The sequence below is a fragment of the Bombella favorum genome, from assembly GCF_014048475.1.
Taxonomy (GTDB): Bacteria; Pseudomonadota; Alphaproteobacteria; order Acetobacterales; family Acetobacteraceae; genus Bombella; species Bombella favorum.
Genome location: NZ_NWUS01000002.1, coordinates 306017 through 320302 on the forward strand (window position 1 = coordinate 306017; position 14286 = coordinate 320302).

The following is a 14286-nucleotide window of genomic DNA, read 5'->3' on the forward strand; positions in this document are numbered from 1 at the left end:
ACCTTCGGCTCAAAAACTAGACACAAAAAAGGGGACCGCACAGTCAGGCAGTCCCCTCTATCCGTCTTTCATCCCCACTTAGAAAGAAATGGACGATTCCAGATCAATCAGCATGGCGTCCTTGTACCGCTTCACAGCTCCCGGGCTCCAAAGATACTGAAGCCCCGGCCGCAAAAGCAGCCAGCGTGTGGGGCGATACCCGTAATTAAGCTCGATGGCTTCTTCCGAATGTGGAGCATATAGCCCAGCACCCCGCCCCGTGTGCTGGAGATGTTCTATCCAATGTGTAACCTTCGGGTTAGCCCAAAGGGCTTTCATGCCGAAGCTGATCGTATCATCGGGGCGGCTAGCAAAGGTACCTTTACGGGTGATACCAGCCGTCACGAAATAAGGGGCAATGGCCGTACGGGGATCACCCCATGTGAAGGAAGCAAAAAATGCTGTGCCACGATGCGGGTCTGCACCATCACGCTGCAACATACGGTCGAACTGGAACCACCCACCAAATCGCCCCCGCACCTTGGAGACTGGTGCGTCCTGCGCTGCCGAGGCTGGGATGTTATAGGTTCCCATCTGGCCATAAACGTTCTTGACCTCGGACGTATCCCAATAACCACCGATCTTTATGTTCGTCTGCAACGGGCCGCTATAATCATCACTGCCACCCTGATGCCAACCAAGCTGAAACGGCAAAAACGTGCCGGTCGCCCCATGTAGATTCATCTTCCAACCATTCCGCACACCGGAAATAGTCGGGTCCACACTGTAAGCCCCAAACTGCACCAAATAATGGTCATTCCCCGCCGGGTAGAGCTTGATCCACGCCCCCGGATGAGCCGTTGGGTAGAAGCCATAGCCTGAGTTCATGGCGATGGACTGCGGCATACCGCATATGCCGTTATTCTGGAACTGGCAGTACAGGTTGGCCCCCCAATAGGTAGAAGACTGCTCAAAGTCATTCTCCGTATTGATCTCACCAACCTCGGTCTGCACATAGTTATTCCAGTGCATTTCCCAACTGAGACGGCCAAGGCGCATGGTTTCACCCGCGCCATAAATTTCCATCGGGCTATTAATGACGGGCAAGGTATTCCCCAACCCTGCCCCCTGACGGGCAAGAGTCAGGAAATGCAGCACACCAGCATTGAAGGCGACACCTGTCAGCTTCTTCAGATCGAAATCCAAAGACAGGGCTTCTTCATCCGCATAGCGGGCCGCACGGGATTTCCCCCCGAATGGATTACCTGCCGAATCCTGAAAATAACGCCCGCCCACCGTCACACCGTGATCGGCCAGCCAGCTCCGTGCGCCCCATGGGTCCCCGAAAAACCCATCCTGATTAACAAAATCATGCCAACTATTAGGGAAAAGCCCCTTCTGCTGCGCCGGGGCTGCCTGCTCGGAGGCCCCACGGGAAAAAGGATCTCCCGGGATCGGAAGCGGCACAGACCCGAAGGCCCGCTGCTCATCCGTTTTCGTGACACCGTAATGCCCTGCCTTTAGCAGTTCCTGCCGTTGAGCCGGTGTAACATCACCAACGGAGCCCCCGCTCTGTCTGACAGCTGATGAAGCAGAGGCGGAATCCTGTGCAAAAACGGCATGACTCCCGAGCATCAAAGCAATACCCATTACTGCCGTACCAGCCGCCTTCTGCCACATTCCACGCATACACTAGCCTTTATAGCCGTTGATCGGAGAGGGACCTGAAGGACAGACGCACCATGGCAGCCTTCAGCACGACAATGCCAGAACAGGCTACAGACAGCACCGCCGTAAGGGATAACACTGTCCCTTTAATAAAATTTATCGCTAACATCCAGTGATGAAATCTGTCTGTACCATATCGGTCCGATCTACAGCGTCAATTTCATGTGACTTCTTTTACAATTTTCCCCTGTTGCTGATCACGATGCTGCCGCCCCAGACGGCGGGTAAGTGGCAGCAGAAGGGCCATGATGATGCACAGCCCCCCACACCCCAGAAACAACCCTCTAAACAGGGCCACATAACCAGCCAAACTACCGCCAGCATCCGCCGGGACACTGGCAAGGTCCGCTACAAGACTACCCAGATACATGCCAATACCCCAGAGCAGGAATAACGCTCCCATCAGAACCGCACTAATACGAGCCGGGGCATAACGGGCCACAATAGCCAGACCAAGCCCTATGGTCAGAAGCTCCCCGAGGGACATGGTGCCATAACCTGCCACCATCACCCATGGCGACACCAACCCCGCACTATGGCCAGACGCCACCCACCAAATGAAAAAGGCTAGCGTCACCAAACCGTATCCCAACAGAATTTTCACCGCTGGAGAGGCATCATGCCCCTTGCTTGCATGACGCCGATACAGCCACGCCAACACTGGGCTGAACAGCATGACAGCTATCGGATTCAGTGCCTGGAACTGCCCAGCGGACATAGTGAACAGCCGCCAAGGGCCCAGCTGATACACACCGGACACATCCCGCATGGCAAAGAGTGTCAGAGAGGTTTGCATCTGCTGATAAAAAATCTGATAGGCCATCGTCTGAGTACAAAGGATGTAAGTCAGCAAAAGGCCGGGTCTCTCACTCTCCTCTGCCCGCACATAAAGCCAGACCCAGAGCAAGATCAGCCCCCCTCCAGCCAGAATGATGCAAAGCCTAACCAAGGCCGGGCTGTGCAGCACCCATGTGCAAAAAGCCCAAACAGCCAGCAGAACAAGCAGGATTCCTCCACCCAGAGCACCTTTTCTCACAGGGCCGGACAAACGCTCCATCAATGGGATCGGCAGGGCTGTAGGTCCATGCTGTTTTAAGGCCTCAGCCACCCGCCCTGCTAGAAAGCGGCGCATCCGTCCGCCACGCACAGCATAATAGCCCAGCCCGACCAGAAGCCCCCCAGAGCACGCCAGAAAAGCCACAGCCGCCCCATAACGCTGCTGGAGCCATGGCATCAGCAACATGGAAACAGTCGAACCGACATTGATGGCCATATAGTAGAGCGTAAAGGCGGCATCCAGCGCTGTGCCATCCCCGGCATAGATGCGGCGTACTAATGTCCCCGCATTAGGTTTAAACAGCCCATTTGACAGGGCAATTAGCGTCAATGCCGGGAGGAAAACATCCGGATAGCCAAGAGAGAGAGCCAGCATCCCATACCCTGCCGTCAGCCCAATGGCTCCCATGAGCATGGTCAAGCGTGACCCTAAGCACTGATCCCCAAGCAGCCCCCCCAATACTGGGAGACTGTACATAAGAAACCCCAACCCACCTTGCATGAGGTTAACGTCATGGTCATGCATATGGAGCTGAACGACCATAAAGACGGTCAGAACGGCCTGCATCCCGTAATAACCGAAACGCTCCCATAGCTCGATGGCCATGACGACAGCAAAAGCTTGCCGCCGTGCGGATAGAAAATTCACCGCAGAGTGCTGTTGATCGGTCATGAAAGCACGCTACTCCATTACGGGAAGGAAACTGATACTTCCCTCACATAGCGCAAAATTCAACCACCGGCGAGGTGGAACCCATCAACCTGCAAAATCCCCACCACGCCCAACACGCACACAGCCACGACAAACACAATGGCTACCAATGCACCCAGAACGCTGGACTGCCTGACACGCTGCCAGAAAGACGCTCCCCAGACCATGGCCCTCTCTTCTCCCGCTTCGCCTCGCCCTTGTATGGGGCCAGCACCAGCATGGCAGAAACAGGCCACTCACACCTTACATAAACTGTGGAATGACCTGCACTACCCTTCACATAATTTCACACCCCGCCCGACAGGGCCGCCTGTGCCTGATGTCAGCTCTTTGCTTCCGCTTCTCCATCAGCTTCACGGCGCAGAAGGGCTTCTAGCTCTGGCGAGATAGTCCCCAGCGTGACACGCAAGGTCACCAGCAGGTTACCTGCCGCATGGTTCTTATCCGCAGCAATACCACGCCCTCCCAGCCGCAGGACCGTACCACTATCAGAATGCGGCTTAACCTTCAGCGCAACCGTTCCGGCAGGAGTGCGGACATGCACCTTGCCCCCCAGCACAGCTGTACGAAGGTCAACATCCTGCGTGACACGCAGATTACGACCCTCACGCTTATAATAAGGGTCTTCAGCCACATGAATCTTCAGCAACACATCACCAGCAGGCCCGGGGCGACCATCCATACCAGGCTGCCCCGGCTGGCCTTTACCCTTCAGCCGAAGGGTTTTGCCATCCTCAATACCGGCCGGAATGGCGACGGCAACCTCACGCCCACCACTAAGGCTGACCTCACGACGAGTTCCAAGGGCACACTCCTCCATGCTGATGCGCAACTCACCATGCAGGTCCTCACCCCGGCGGGGCCGGGAGGACCGAAAACCACCACCCCCGCCAAAAGCACCGAAAATATCCCCTAGGTCCTCGGGGTTGAAGCCACCGCCAGAGAATCCCCCAAAGCCGCCAAAACCACCAGCACCGGCACCAGCCCCACCGCCGAAGCCACCACCAAAGGGGCCACGCACCTGACCATCCGCATCGATCTCGCCACGATCAAACTGGCCACGCTTTTCCTCGTCTCCAATAATCTCGTACGCCTTGCCGATCTCCTTGAAGCGTTCCTCGGCCTTGGTATCACCGGGGTTACGATCAGGGTGATACTGCTTGACTAGCCGACGGTAGGCACTGCGGATTTCCTTTTCCGAAGCCGTATTGCTTACGCCAAGAACCTTATATGGGTCAGTCGCCATTACTGTCCTGCATCCTCCAGATCCGTATCATCCAACAGGTCGATCAGCACGGCCAAAACCCTGCTTTTGGAGTAGCCTTCTGCCTCCGCCTCCTTGATGAGAGTCCGCACCCGGGGGCGCAGAAAATCGGCGGCTGACTGTGCTGGCGTACCTGTCATGGGAAAAACCTTTCTTTTCTAAAGAAGTGGTGTGCCTATAAGGTAAGGTCAATAGAAAACGAGGTTTTGCCTCTGCATTTCCCGCAACTCTACCCAACCTTACCGGAAGACAGTTCTCCATGCCGCCTACTGACAGTCTCCCCCCTGCCAGAACACCCCGTCGGCTTATCATTACAGGCAGTGACAGCCGCTATTTTCCTCTGCTTCAAGAGCTCATTGCCTCTATTCGCCGCTTTCCAGCTCTGGAGCGGATAGACATTGCCTGCATTGATGGCGGGCTGACACAGTCGCAAAGTCTTCAGCTAGAGCAGCAAGGTCTTATTGTCCGCAGCCCGAAAGCCTTCCCCCATGTCTCACGCCGGGCACTCCGCAAACGACCCAATCTAGCCATTGAACTTTCTAAAATGTGGCTGGATCAACTCTTCCCAACACACGATACGCTCGTCTGGATTGATGCGGACGCTTGGGTGCAGGACAGTCAGGCCGTAACCTTGCTCTTTCAAGCTGCTGAACAGACACCATACGCTTTGGCCATCACGCCGGAAATCTTCCTCCACAAGCCGCTCTTCCGGCTACGGTGGCTACCTTGCAACCTCGTACAACTCCGCTCCATCCTGTACAAAAATGCCCGCTTGGCACGGCTCCCCCGTTCGATCTGCCGCAGTATTGGCGTTCGCCCGACCCTCAATGCCGGTGTATTCGCTCTCTCCCGCATGGCCCCTCACTGGCCCCGGCTCCAGCACTGGCAAGGAGTGGCCCTGCGTCATGGCAAGATATTCAGCTCCGGCCAGCTTGCCATAGCTCTGACGAGCTATCATGAAGGCTATACTACTGCCCTAATGCCCGCCGGATGCAACTACCTAGGACCGTGGCAGACTGACCCACATACTGGCCTGCTCTGCGATGTTACCTTCCCTCATAACCCTGTCGGGATCGTTCATCTTGCCGGCTATGACGCCATGCGGCTGGACCCGACCGTCACACTGGATGTCCCTGACCGGACGGGAAAGACACGTGCGCTTAATCTGCGCTTCAGCACGATGCAAGCCAGCCGTTCCGACTTAAACTAGAGCATCCCTCTGACTTACCGGCTGAAGGCCCGCAGAATCATATCTCTGCTTTCATGCTGTTCCACCTTCAAGGTGGTGTTGGAAAGCTCCCGCCCCTGCCAGCCAGCACCAAAGGCAATATAAAGCGAAATGGCATCATCCATGCGCTTACCCGTTGCCGACACTGCGGCCACCCGGCGGGACAAGTAGGTCTGCTGGGAGTTCAGAACATCCAGATAGCCCGTCAACCCGGCAGCATAGAGCTTACGGGCACGGGACAAGGCCAATCCAGCCTGCGTAGCGGCCTCCCGCTCTTCTCGCACAAGCTCATTATCCTGATGCCAGTCATCCAGGCTATCTTCTACTTCCCGGAAGGCATTCAAAACAGTCTGGCGATATTGCAGGCGACTGGCCTCTGCCTCGCTTCTAGCTTGGGCAATCTGGGCACTATATTTGCCCCCGTGCAGGATAGGCAGAGACGCCATCATCATCACATTCCAACTCATCCCCCCAAGTTGAAAGGCCTGATAGGCAGCTGACGCATTGGGATTGAATGTCAGTGGAATACTGAAATTGGGATAAAGATTGGAAATCGTGATCCCGATGCGGGACACGCTGGCCGCATAACGCCGCTCAGCAGAGCGGATATCTGGCCGGTTGGTCAACACGGTTGAGGGGAGCATAGCCGGGAACGGCGGCAGGGTCGGAATAGGTTTACGTTCTTCTAGGTCGGGTTGCTCCTTACCGGGCATCTCACCCATCAGCACATTAATGGCATGGATGAGCTGTTCCTGCCGTGCCCGCAAGGGGGGAAGGCGGGCCAACTCTGCATGTTCTTCTGTCCGGGATTGGGCAATAGCCAAAGTATTACCGACACCGTTGTTGAAGAGCCGCTCCACCAGGTTAGTGCTGTCACGGGCTGTGCGAATGGAGTCCTCCGTCACGCTCATCCGTGTCTGGATGGTCCGCAGCTCAATATAATCTGTCACTAGCTGGCTTAACAAAGACAGAAGCAGCCCCCGCCGCTCCTCAATGCTAACCTCTACCAGCCTTTTACGCTCCTGCACCTGCCGGGAGATATGACCAAAAATATCAATCTCCCAACTCGCCCGAGCACCATAGGTCAGCACAGACGCATGGGGGTGGTTGTTCGGATTACCCGGGCGCAAGGGCCAGTTATCAACATTAATGGAGTAACGGCTGTCCCCTCCCCCGGCATTGGCATCTAACTGCGGATACCAATTGGACTGCGCTTGCCGGCGGATGGACTGCTCAGCCAATACATGCTCGGTTGCGACCTGAAGGTCGTAATTCCCCTTGATGGTCTGTTCGACCAGCCTATCCAGAACCGGGTCATGGAACTGCGCCCACCAGTCTCGAAGATTAGCTTCCGTCTCGGCAATTTCTTCCTTCGTTGCCGGGTGGGGCTCACTAGTGAAATGGCCCGGCACCTTCATCTTGTCCGGCTTATATTCCGGCCCGACCATGCAAGAGGTCAGGAAAAGGCAACTACTGATAGCAAGGGGAACAAACCGTTTCTTCATCTTACAGGTGATCCTGCAACCATGTCGTTAGCAGGCCCCTGCCTCCGGCTTTTTCCTTCCCTACGGCCACGGTGGCTGTCATGCCAGCGGAAAGAATGACCTCCGGCGGCATTTCATCAATCTCGATACGTACAGGAATACGCTGCGCCAGCCGCACCCACGTGAAGATCGGGTTTACGTCCGGCAGGCCAAGCCTATCCGACACACCGTTCGCATCATTAATACCTCGGCCTATACTGACCACATGCCCCTTGAGGATATGGCGGTAGCCCATCAGCTTGATGCGAGCCTTATCCCCAACATGCACGCCATGCATCTTGGTTTCTTCAAAGTAACCATACACCCAATAGCTATTGGCATCGATCACAGCCATGCGGGACTGTCCGGCTGTCACATAGTCGCCAACACGCAGATTGAGGTTAGTCACATATCCATCCACGGCAGAATAAACCGTAGAACGCTGAAGGTTCAGCAAGGCCGTATCCAAAGCGGACCGTGCTTCCTCCAGTCGGGCGCGGCGCACTTCCATCTCGGAGTCAAAGACGTCCTGTTCCTCCCGGGATACAACGCCTCCCAATCCACGCCGCCGCTTCGCATTCAGGACACTCAGCTTGTAATCTTCCGTAACACCAGCAAGACGGGCTCTAGCCTCATCAATCCTGAGTTTGAAACGCAGCGGATCAATCGTGAAAAGTGGATCACCTTTATGGACAAACTGGTTATCCACGACAGGGACAGAAACAACCGTTCCAGACACTTCAGGAGTCGCCGTAACGACATAGACACGTACCCGGCCATCACGTGTCCAAGGGTCAAGGACATATAGGTCCCATACGACGTATCCCAGCCCAATGGCCAGTGCGATGATGATCAATGTCAGTATTGGGCGTAAGAGACGCCGGAACCAGTTCATACCCCCGCTCCACCTCAGACGAAAATAACCAGCAGACAGAGAACACAGACGTATAGGGCGATCTCAAACAAAGCGACATGCCAAAACCAGCCCAGCGCACCAAGACGCCAAAGCCCGTAACGCAGAGCCAGTGTCACCAGCACAGCACAAACGGCATAAACAGCTATGGGAGAAACAAACACACCACAGAGGCTGACTTCCGAAAGCATCATACGCCGCATCCCCCGAAAGACCGGGACCATGCGGGTGATGTATCTGACGCTATGCTCACATTGCTCCCCATCGCACCTGCAAAAGGTCTGGTGTTCATCCAGACAGGTCGGTTCTTCGTTTTATCGAAGGTACCATACCGGACTTCCACCTGAGAGACAGCACGAAATGCCATCAATCCACCGTCCTGCTTCCAGCCATAGGGGGAAACAGCCTGCGCTGCTCCGCACCATCACTTACAGGCCCCCAATCCGAGCAGAATCGCACCGAAAAAAACAGCCCATGGCAGAAGCGGCCCCTGAAGGCCGCTTCTTTTCTCTCATACGTCGATGGAACCGGTAAAATCACTTTTTCCGGCGTGTAAAAGCCCCTTTAGCAAAACGCCAGGCATGCCCACCAAGGGTACGCCCCACCGGCCCACTAGCGAGACCCAGCAGGGATGTCAGAGCGAAATTCTGCTTCAGTTCATGGAGCTTCCTATCCCGCTCCATACGAGCGCGCTCCTCCGCAGTGCCAGTATGACCAGCACGCAGTGCCAGAAGCAGGAAGATAACAACAAACAGGATATCAATCCCCAGCACGCAGGTCGCAGACAGCAGAAGGCCCAAATGACAAACCTGCCGGAAAAACGCCCAGAATACCCAATGGAGCGTGACAGCCGCAAAAGCGAGAAACACGAGTGCTACAACAAGAAAGCACAACCGGATTCCATGCCGCTTTGCACATTCCTTGAAAATCTTTCCCTGGGCAGCAAGCACTGCCTGCCCAAGTTCCAGTAGACCATTCATGATACGACTGCTGCCCTTCCAAATTTACGAAACACTAAGGCTCATGCCGAAAAGAAGACAGAACGCACCCTTTCGCAGGCCATCGCCCCATGTATAGCACCACACGAAAAAAAGCCAAAGTACCCCTCTTATATGAAGAAGAGGCCCTCGACCAAAATCAAGCTAATACACCCCTTCTATTGTACCCTCAAAAAAAGGCATAAAGATGTCTTATTTCGTTTCTCATCATCATCTGTAACGAAGTTTCAAGAATCACTATGTAATAAGCTCTCGTATCCGCCAGTCTCCTAAACCGACCTTTCCTTGGTTCACACTGCCACCTCAACAGTCTGTACGGTGCCGCACACGTTATGAGAATATCCCGCTCCCGGAACTACCCAAGCCCCTCCTCCGACAGAAACCGCCGCCTATTCAACGTTATTATTGCGGCCGTTCACCTAATCGGAACACTCTTTGGAAAAGGTCGTCACTCTATCTGCCACTTATCAGCATACTGCCTGTTTCTTGCCGCTATGGCGGGTGCTGCCTCCCTTTTAGCCCCCACCGCTACAGCCAACACACAGACAGACTCCCTCCCTCAGGGGAAAACATATTATTGGGCTATCCCGGAGCAGAAACTCGTTGGCCCAGTCCTACGCAGCTCCAGCTCCCTAGAGCTCAAATTCCTAGGCCGTGAAGATCGAGGACTGGACGAAATAGAGCAGCAGTCTCTCGCTTACCCGCAAACCATTCAGGCCATCATGCTGGACAGCACGGAGTCGGCCATCGCCTGTGCACGCTCATGGCTACAGCCCCTGCACACGCTAGACCGATGCGGCCAACCAGCTGGTTTCTTCCGCAATATCCTCTTCCGGGACACATCCCGCGTCACATCACCACCACACTGGACAACCCTATGGGATGTTGCCCGCTATCCTGGCCAGCGGACCTTCTTCCGAGGGCCCCGCATGACACTGGAAATCGCCCTTCTGGCCGATAACGTCCCCCCCAGTAAAATCTATGCCGAACTTTCTACCAATGCCGGAATCGACCGTGCCTTCCATAAGCTCAACCAGTTGAGGCCTTATATCGTCTGGTGGCACTCCCCTACCGATGCCCAACGCATCCTACAGAGACAGACCGTCCTGATGGGGGTCATCCCCGGTGCCATCATTCTCTCCCCCCAGACGAAAGACACACTTACACGGCCCTATCAACCGGACATGAACCATATTCTTTATAGCCCCGCCGTATGGGGCATTCCCGCAACACTCCCACCCGAAAAGACCGATGAGACACGTGCTATTCTTCTGCGCAATCCGCCTCATCTTCCCTATCTTCCCGATACTTTACCCGCCGAATCACTTGAAATCAGCGACAATTTCTGGGCAACACATGCGCTGCTGCTGAGTGAACGCTTTAACGCATGGCTCACTCGCTCCACGCCCCCGTGCCATTCCTCCTCTATGCCATCGATGATGGAGACGCCCCAAAGATGACAGACCCTCTTCCCTTCTGGCAGACTACTTCCTTACAAGACATGACACCCAGCCAGTGGGAATCGCTCTGTGATGGCTGCGGCCGCTGCTGCCTAAACAAACTGCGTGATGAGGATACAGACGAAATCATCTGGACTGATGTCTCCTGCCGCCTGCTCGACACACAGACCTGCCGCTGCACCAATTATGAACGACGCCAGAGGAAAGTCCCGGACTGCATTTCCCTCACCCCTGCCATTCTAGAAGAAGTCGACTGGCTCCCACCAAGCTGCGCTTATCGTCTCCTACGGGATGGATTTGACCTGCCAGACTGGCACCCCCTCCGTACCGGGACAAGCGATAGCGTCATAAAGGCAGGAGCCTCGGCCAGTGGACGCTGCATCAGCGAGCGGCGGGCTGGAATGCTGGAAGACCACATTACCGACTGGCCCGGAAGCTGGCCTGAAAATGCGCCCCCCTGCATTGTGCACCATAAGCATGACAATAGCTGACCCTTCATGCTGAGTCCGCCTGTTCTCTGGCGTGTATCTTCACGGGCACGGCGAATTATCCTTCGTCTGGATATTCGCAAACGGGCCATCATCGTTACTCTACCTGCCGGAGTAACCCGTCAGCAGGGTATGCGCTTCCTGCAAAGCCAATCCCAATGGCTGACACAGGCCATGTCAGAGCTGCCTCTCTCTGCCATAGAGCAAGGGCAAATATGGTTAGAGGGACAGTCCATCTCCATTCTCCCCACTACTACGCTGGATGGACGCACACGCCTGACAGACAACGGACTACATATCGGCCACCCGCCCGAAGAACACCCTCGTTATCTCTCCGCCTTCCTGAAGCGTCGGGCAGAAAGAATTTTTCCGTCCCTCTTCCAGCAAGAAAGCCTCAGAATGGGTGCTTCACCGGCAAAGCTCACCCTGCGTGATGTCAAAAGCCGCTGGGGGAGCTGCACAAAGCAAGGCCGCATCATGCTCAGCTGGCGGCTCATCATGGCTCCGCCGGACATTTACACTTATGTGATGGTGCATGAGCTTGCCCATCTCAGCCATTTCAATCACGGGCCAGATTTCTGGGCTCTTGTGGACCAATATGCCCCGGGCGGACAGCTAGGGCGTAAAAAAGCTGAAAAATGGCTCTCGCAGAATGGTGCTCATTTATTGGCCATGATATAGACACACCATTCCCTGTGCGCGCTTGGCGGAATGGTAGACGCACGAGACTTAAAATCTCGAGTTCGGTTAGAACGTGCGGGTTCAAGTCCCGCAGCGCGCACCACGGGCTTCCTTTTCCTAGCCTATACCGTTGCATTTCTGCTCGTCACCACCCTATCCTCCTGTAAAAGCGTATCTGTCTGGTCCCAGTGCCTGATTGATCTCACAATCTCTTTGCAGACCTGCTCCGTCCAGCAGAGTAAGGAACGTCATGGTGTTTGCCCGAGTCCGTCGATTTTTCAAACCCTCCCCCCCTCACCAGCAGGAACCTGAACTGCCGGCCAATCTTGCGGAAATCTACCGTCAGGCCCGCAATGGCCATGTGCTGGAGCAGGTTCTGTGGGGGAAAGTGTTGCTAGATAGCCAATACGTCCCTCGTGACGTGGACAAAGCACGGGAATGGTTCACCATAGCGGCCTCTGCCAATTATGGCCCTGCCCACAATATGCTTGGTCGTTGCTCACAATTCGGCTGGGGGTGCCCGCTGGACCTCGCAGAGGCCGTCAGCCATTATCGCAAAGCAGCTCAACTGGATGATTTATGGGGTACCTACAATCTCGGCATCTGCCATATGCGGGGCATGGGGGTAGAGGCTGACCGGCGAACGGCCTTTCTTCTATTCCGCCGTGCAGCACTACGGGGCCATGCGAAATCCATGAATCTGCTGGCCCGTTTCATTGAAGAAGGGTGGGAAACCCCGGCCAATCCGATCGCTGCGCTGGAATGGTATCAACGTTCTGCCGATGGCGGGGATTATCGCGGGCAGCATAACTACGCCACAGCCCTGCTGGGCATGGGGCAGCCGGATGAAGCCCTCCGCTACTGGCGTATAGCCGTAAAGGACGCCACACCGGACATTCTTCAGGCCATGCAACGAGAGCTGGAACAGCCCGATGCTCCGCAGGACCCAGAGCTTATGGAGACGCTCCAGCACCGACTACGCACCGTCCTGCCGAAAACCGACTGACGGCTTCCGGCACGGCTCTCACCTTACATTCAGAGAGATACGGAATGGACCCAACCAAACGGGTCCGGCTCCTCCCCACGCTGTAGGCCACATAGAGCGGTACGCAGCTTCATGGTGACCGGACCGGCTGTCTTACCATCACCAAAGGCTACGGAGCCTGCTTCCCGACGGAACTCGCCAATCGGTGAAATAACCGCCGCTGTGCCGCAGGCAAAAGCTTCCGTAATCTCACCAGCTGCCGCAGCTTTGAACACGTCTTCAATAGCCACAGGCTCCTCAACCATTGTCAGCCCCATTTTACGGCCCAACTTGAGGATGCTGTCCCTCGTGATCCCTCGCAGGATCGTCCCGCCCAGTGGCGGGGTCACCACACTGCCATCCTTGCGCACAAACATGACATTCATCCCGCCCATTTCATCAATGAAGCGGCGTTCCTTCGCATCAAGAAACAGCACCTGACTACAACCATGATCAGCGGCTTCCTGCTGGGGCAGTAGGCTGGCTGCATAATTGCCGCCACATTTGGCCTCACCCGTTCCGCCGGGTGCTGCACGAGTATAGCTCTCGGACACCCAAACCGGGATGCTGCCATTGCCGCTGAAATAGCCACCAACAGGGCTTGCCAGCACAATGAACAAATATTCATTAGCCCGCTTCACCCCCAGAAAGACCTCATTGGAGATCATGAAGGGGCGCAGATACAGGCTCTGCTCCGGGTTGGACGGGACCCAGTCATGATCCACCTTCAGCAGCTCCTTGATAGCACCAAGGAAAAGCTCTTCTGGCAGTTCCGCCATGGAAAGACGGCGGGCAGATGCCGCAAAGCGGGCTGCGTTAGCCTCCGGACGGAACAGGGTGACAGCCCCACCCTTGCCACGATAGGCTTTCAACCCCTCGAAAATCTCCTGACCATAATGCAGCACGGTAGAAGCCGGATCGATCTGCAAAGGCTGACGGGGAATAATTTTGGCATCATGCCAGCCTTTTTCATCCGTATAACGAATGACAGCCATATGGTCCGTAAAGACACGCCCGAATTTCGGGTCCGCCATCAGATCCTGCCGCTGCTCTGCGGATGTTGGCGTGGTTGTCCGTTCGATTCTGAACTCTACCATGATACCTTCTGCCTTCCCGATCAGTTCCAAGGGATTACATTTCAGAAATTATAGGGTGTGTCGTCAAGGGGGCAGTATATGAAATACTATATCTATTAATAAGATATTTTTTGAAACTTTATTTCACACACACCT

The 14286-nt window shown here is 55.4% G+C and carries 15 protein-coding genes and 1 tRNA gene; 6 read left to right on the forward strand and 10 right to left on the reverse strand.

What is annotated here, in order from left to right:
- Positions 1–78: 78 nt before the first annotated feature.
- The 5 genes from CPA57_RS06630 to CPA57_RS06650 form a co-directional block, all read right to left on the reverse strand.
- Positions 79–1668, reverse strand: coding sequence for a carbohydrate porin (locus CPA57_RS06630; protein WP_229709313.1), 1590 nt, complete (start codon positions 1666–1668; stop codon positions 79–81).
- Between the two features lie 199 nt (positions 1669–1867).
- Entirely contained in the window at positions 1868–3436 is a 1569-nt protein-coding gene (locus tag CPA57_RS06635; RefSeq protein WP_182082031.1) for a peptide MFS transporter, read from the reverse strand.
- A gap of 59 nt (positions 3437–3495) precedes the next feature.
- A complete protein-coding gene (locus tag CPA57_RS06640; RefSeq protein ID WP_182082032.1) occupies positions 3496–3711 on the reverse strand; it encodes a hypothetical protein in 216 nt (71 codons plus the stop codon).
- A gap of 86 nt (positions 3712–3797) precedes the next feature.
- Positions 3798–4721 (reverse strand): DnaJ C-terminal domain-containing protein, encoded by a 924-nt coding sequence (locus CPA57_RS06645; RefSeq protein WP_182082033.1) that lies wholly within the window; start codon positions 4719–4721, stop codon positions 3798–3800.
- Positions 4721–4879, reverse strand: coding sequence for a hypothetical protein (locus CPA57_RS06650; RefSeq protein ID WP_164468757.1), 159 nt, complete (start codon positions 4877–4879; stop codon positions 4721–4723). Before CPA57_RS06650 ends, CPA57_RS06645 begins: the two co-directional genes overlap by 1 nt.
- A 119-nt stretch (positions 4880–4998) precedes the next feature.
- Between CPA57_RS06650 and CPA57_RS06655 the strand changes: the two genes are divergently transcribed.
- The gene (locus tag CPA57_RS06655; RefSeq protein ID WP_182082034.1) at positions 4999–5949 is read left to right on the forward strand and encodes a glycosyl transferase; all 951 of its coding nucleotides are present in this window, start codon (positions 4999–5001) and stop codon (positions 5947–5949) included.
- Positions 5950–5963: 14 nt separating this feature from the next.
- On the opposite strand, the gene CPA57_RS06660 is transcribed toward CPA57_RS06655, so the two are convergent.
- The 4 genes from CPA57_RS06660 to CPA57_RS06675 form a co-directional block, all read right to left on the reverse strand.
- The gene (locus CPA57_RS06660) at positions 5964–7472 is read right to left on the reverse strand and encodes an efflux transporter outer membrane subunit (RefSeq protein WP_182082035.1); all 1509 of its coding nucleotides are present in this window, start codon (positions 7470–7472) and stop codon (positions 5964–5966) included.
- Between the two features lies 1 nt (position 7473).
- On the reverse strand, positions 7474–8385 hold the full coding sequence (locus tag CPA57_RS06665; protein ID WP_077396018.1) for an HlyD family efflux transporter periplasmic adaptor subunit: 912 nt from the start codon (positions 8383–8385) through the stop codon (positions 7474–7476).
- Positions 8386–8399: 14 nt separating this feature from the next.
- Complete coding sequence (locus tag CPA57_RS06670; protein WP_077396315.1) at positions 8400–8594, reverse strand: DUF1656 domain-containing protein; 195 nt, start codon at positions 8592–8594, stop codon at positions 8400–8402.
- A gap of 345 nt (positions 8595–8939) precedes the next feature.
- The gene (locus tag CPA57_RS06675; protein WP_182082036.1) at positions 8940–9383 is read right to left on the reverse strand and encodes a hypothetical protein; all 444 of its coding nucleotides are present in this window, start codon (positions 9381–9383) and stop codon (positions 8940–8942) included.
- 512 nt (positions 9384–9895) lie between these two features.
- Between CPA57_RS06675 and CPA57_RS06680 the strand changes: the two genes are divergently transcribed.
- The 5 genes from CPA57_RS06680 to CPA57_RS06700 all read left to right on the forward strand — a co-directional run bounded on the left by CPA57_RS06680 (position 9896) and on the right by CPA57_RS06700 (position 13036).
- Positions 9896–10861: an extracellular solute-binding protein gene (locus tag CPA57_RS06680; protein ID WP_182082037.1), complete on the forward strand. Its 966-nt coding sequence runs from the start codon at positions 9896–9898 to the stop codon at positions 10859–10861.
- A complete protein-coding gene (locus CPA57_RS06685; protein ID WP_182082038.1) occupies positions 10858–11352 on the forward strand; it encodes a YcgN family cysteine cluster protein in 495 nt (164 codons plus the stop codon). The genes CPA57_RS06680 and CPA57_RS06685 overlap by 4 nt, the downstream gene beginning before the upstream one ends.
- A 6-nt stretch (positions 11353–11358) precedes the next feature.
- On the forward strand, positions 11359–12030 hold the full coding sequence (locus tag CPA57_RS06690; protein ID WP_182082039.1) for a M48 family metallopeptidase: 672 nt from the start codon (positions 11359–11361) through the stop codon (positions 12028–12030).
- Positions 12031–12046: 16 nt separating this feature from the next.
- Positions 12047–12133: transfer RNA gene (locus CPA57_RS06695), tRNA-Leu, on the forward strand.
- 147 nt (positions 12134–12280) lie between these two features.
- Positions 12281–13036, forward strand: a complete 756-nt coding sequence (locus tag CPA57_RS06700; RefSeq protein WP_182082040.1) for a tetratricopeptide repeat protein — start codon at positions 12281–12283, stop codon at positions 13034–13036.
- Between the two features lie 29 nt (positions 13037–13065).
- Here CPA57_RS06700 and CPA57_RS06705 read toward each other — a convergent pair whose 3' ends face one another.
- Positions 13066–14151, reverse strand: coding sequence for a branched-chain amino acid aminotransferase (locus CPA57_RS06705; protein ID WP_182082041.1), 1086 nt, complete (start codon positions 14149–14151; stop codon positions 13066–13068).
- Between the last annotated feature and the right edge of the window lie 135 nt (positions 14152–14286).

Bases quoted from the DNA above. Each gene is read 5' to 3' on its own strand.
- CPA57_RS06630 (WP_229709313.1), bottom strand. From the start codon at position 1,668: ATGCGTGGAATGTGGCAGAAGGCGGCTGGTACGGCAGTAATGGGTATT.
- CPA57_RS06635 (WP_182082031.1), bottom strand. From the start codon at position 3,436: ATGACCGATCAACAGCACTCTGCGGTGAATTTTCTATCCGCACGGCGG.
- CPA57_RS06645 (WP_182082033.1), bottom strand. From the start codon at position 4,721: ATGGCGACTGACCCATATAAGGTTCTTGGCGTAAGCAATACGGCTTCG.
- CPA57_RS06650 (WP_164468757.1), bottom strand. From the start codon at position 4,879: ATGACAGGTACGCCAGCACAGTCAGCCGCCGATTTTCTGCGCCCCCGG.
- CPA57_RS06655 (WP_182082034.1), top strand. From the start codon at position 4,999: ATGCCGCCTACTGACAGTCTCCCCCCTGCCAGAACACCCCGTCGGCTT.
- CPA57_RS06660 (WP_182082035.1), bottom strand. From the start codon at position 7,472: ATGAAGAAACGGTTTGTTCCCCTTGCTATCAGTAGTTGCCTTTTCCTG.
- CPA57_RS06665 (WP_077396018.1), bottom strand. From the start codon at position 8,385: ATGAACTGGTTCCGGCGTCTCTTACGCCCAATACTGACATTGATCATC.
- CPA57_RS06670 (WP_077396315.1), bottom strand. From the start codon at position 8,594: ATGCTTTCGGAAGTCAGCCTCTGTGGTGTGTTTGTTTCTCCCATAGCT.
- CPA57_RS06675 (WP_182082036.1), bottom strand. From the start codon at position 9,383: ATGAATGGTCTACTGGAACTTGGGCAGGCAGTGCTTGCTGCCCAGGGA.
- CPA57_RS06680 (WP_182082037.1), top strand. From the start codon at position 9,896: ATGGCGGGTGCTGCCTCCCTTTTAGCCCCCACCGCTACAGCCAACACA.
- CPA57_RS06685 (WP_182082038.1), top strand. From the start codon at position 10,858: ATGACAGACCCTCTTCCCTTCTGGCAGACTACTTCCTTACAAGACATG.
- CPA57_RS06690 (WP_182082039.1), top strand. From the start codon at position 11,359: ATGCTGAGTCCGCCTGTTCTCTGGCGTGTATCTTCACGGGCACGGCGA.
- CPA57_RS06700 (WP_182082040.1), top strand. From the start codon at position 12,281: ATGGTGTTTGCCCGAGTCCGTCGATTTTTCAAACCCTCCCCCCCTCAC.
- CPA57_RS06705 (WP_182082041.1), bottom strand. From the start codon at position 14,151: ATGGTAGAGTTCAGAATCGAACGGACAACCACGCCAACATCCGCAGAG.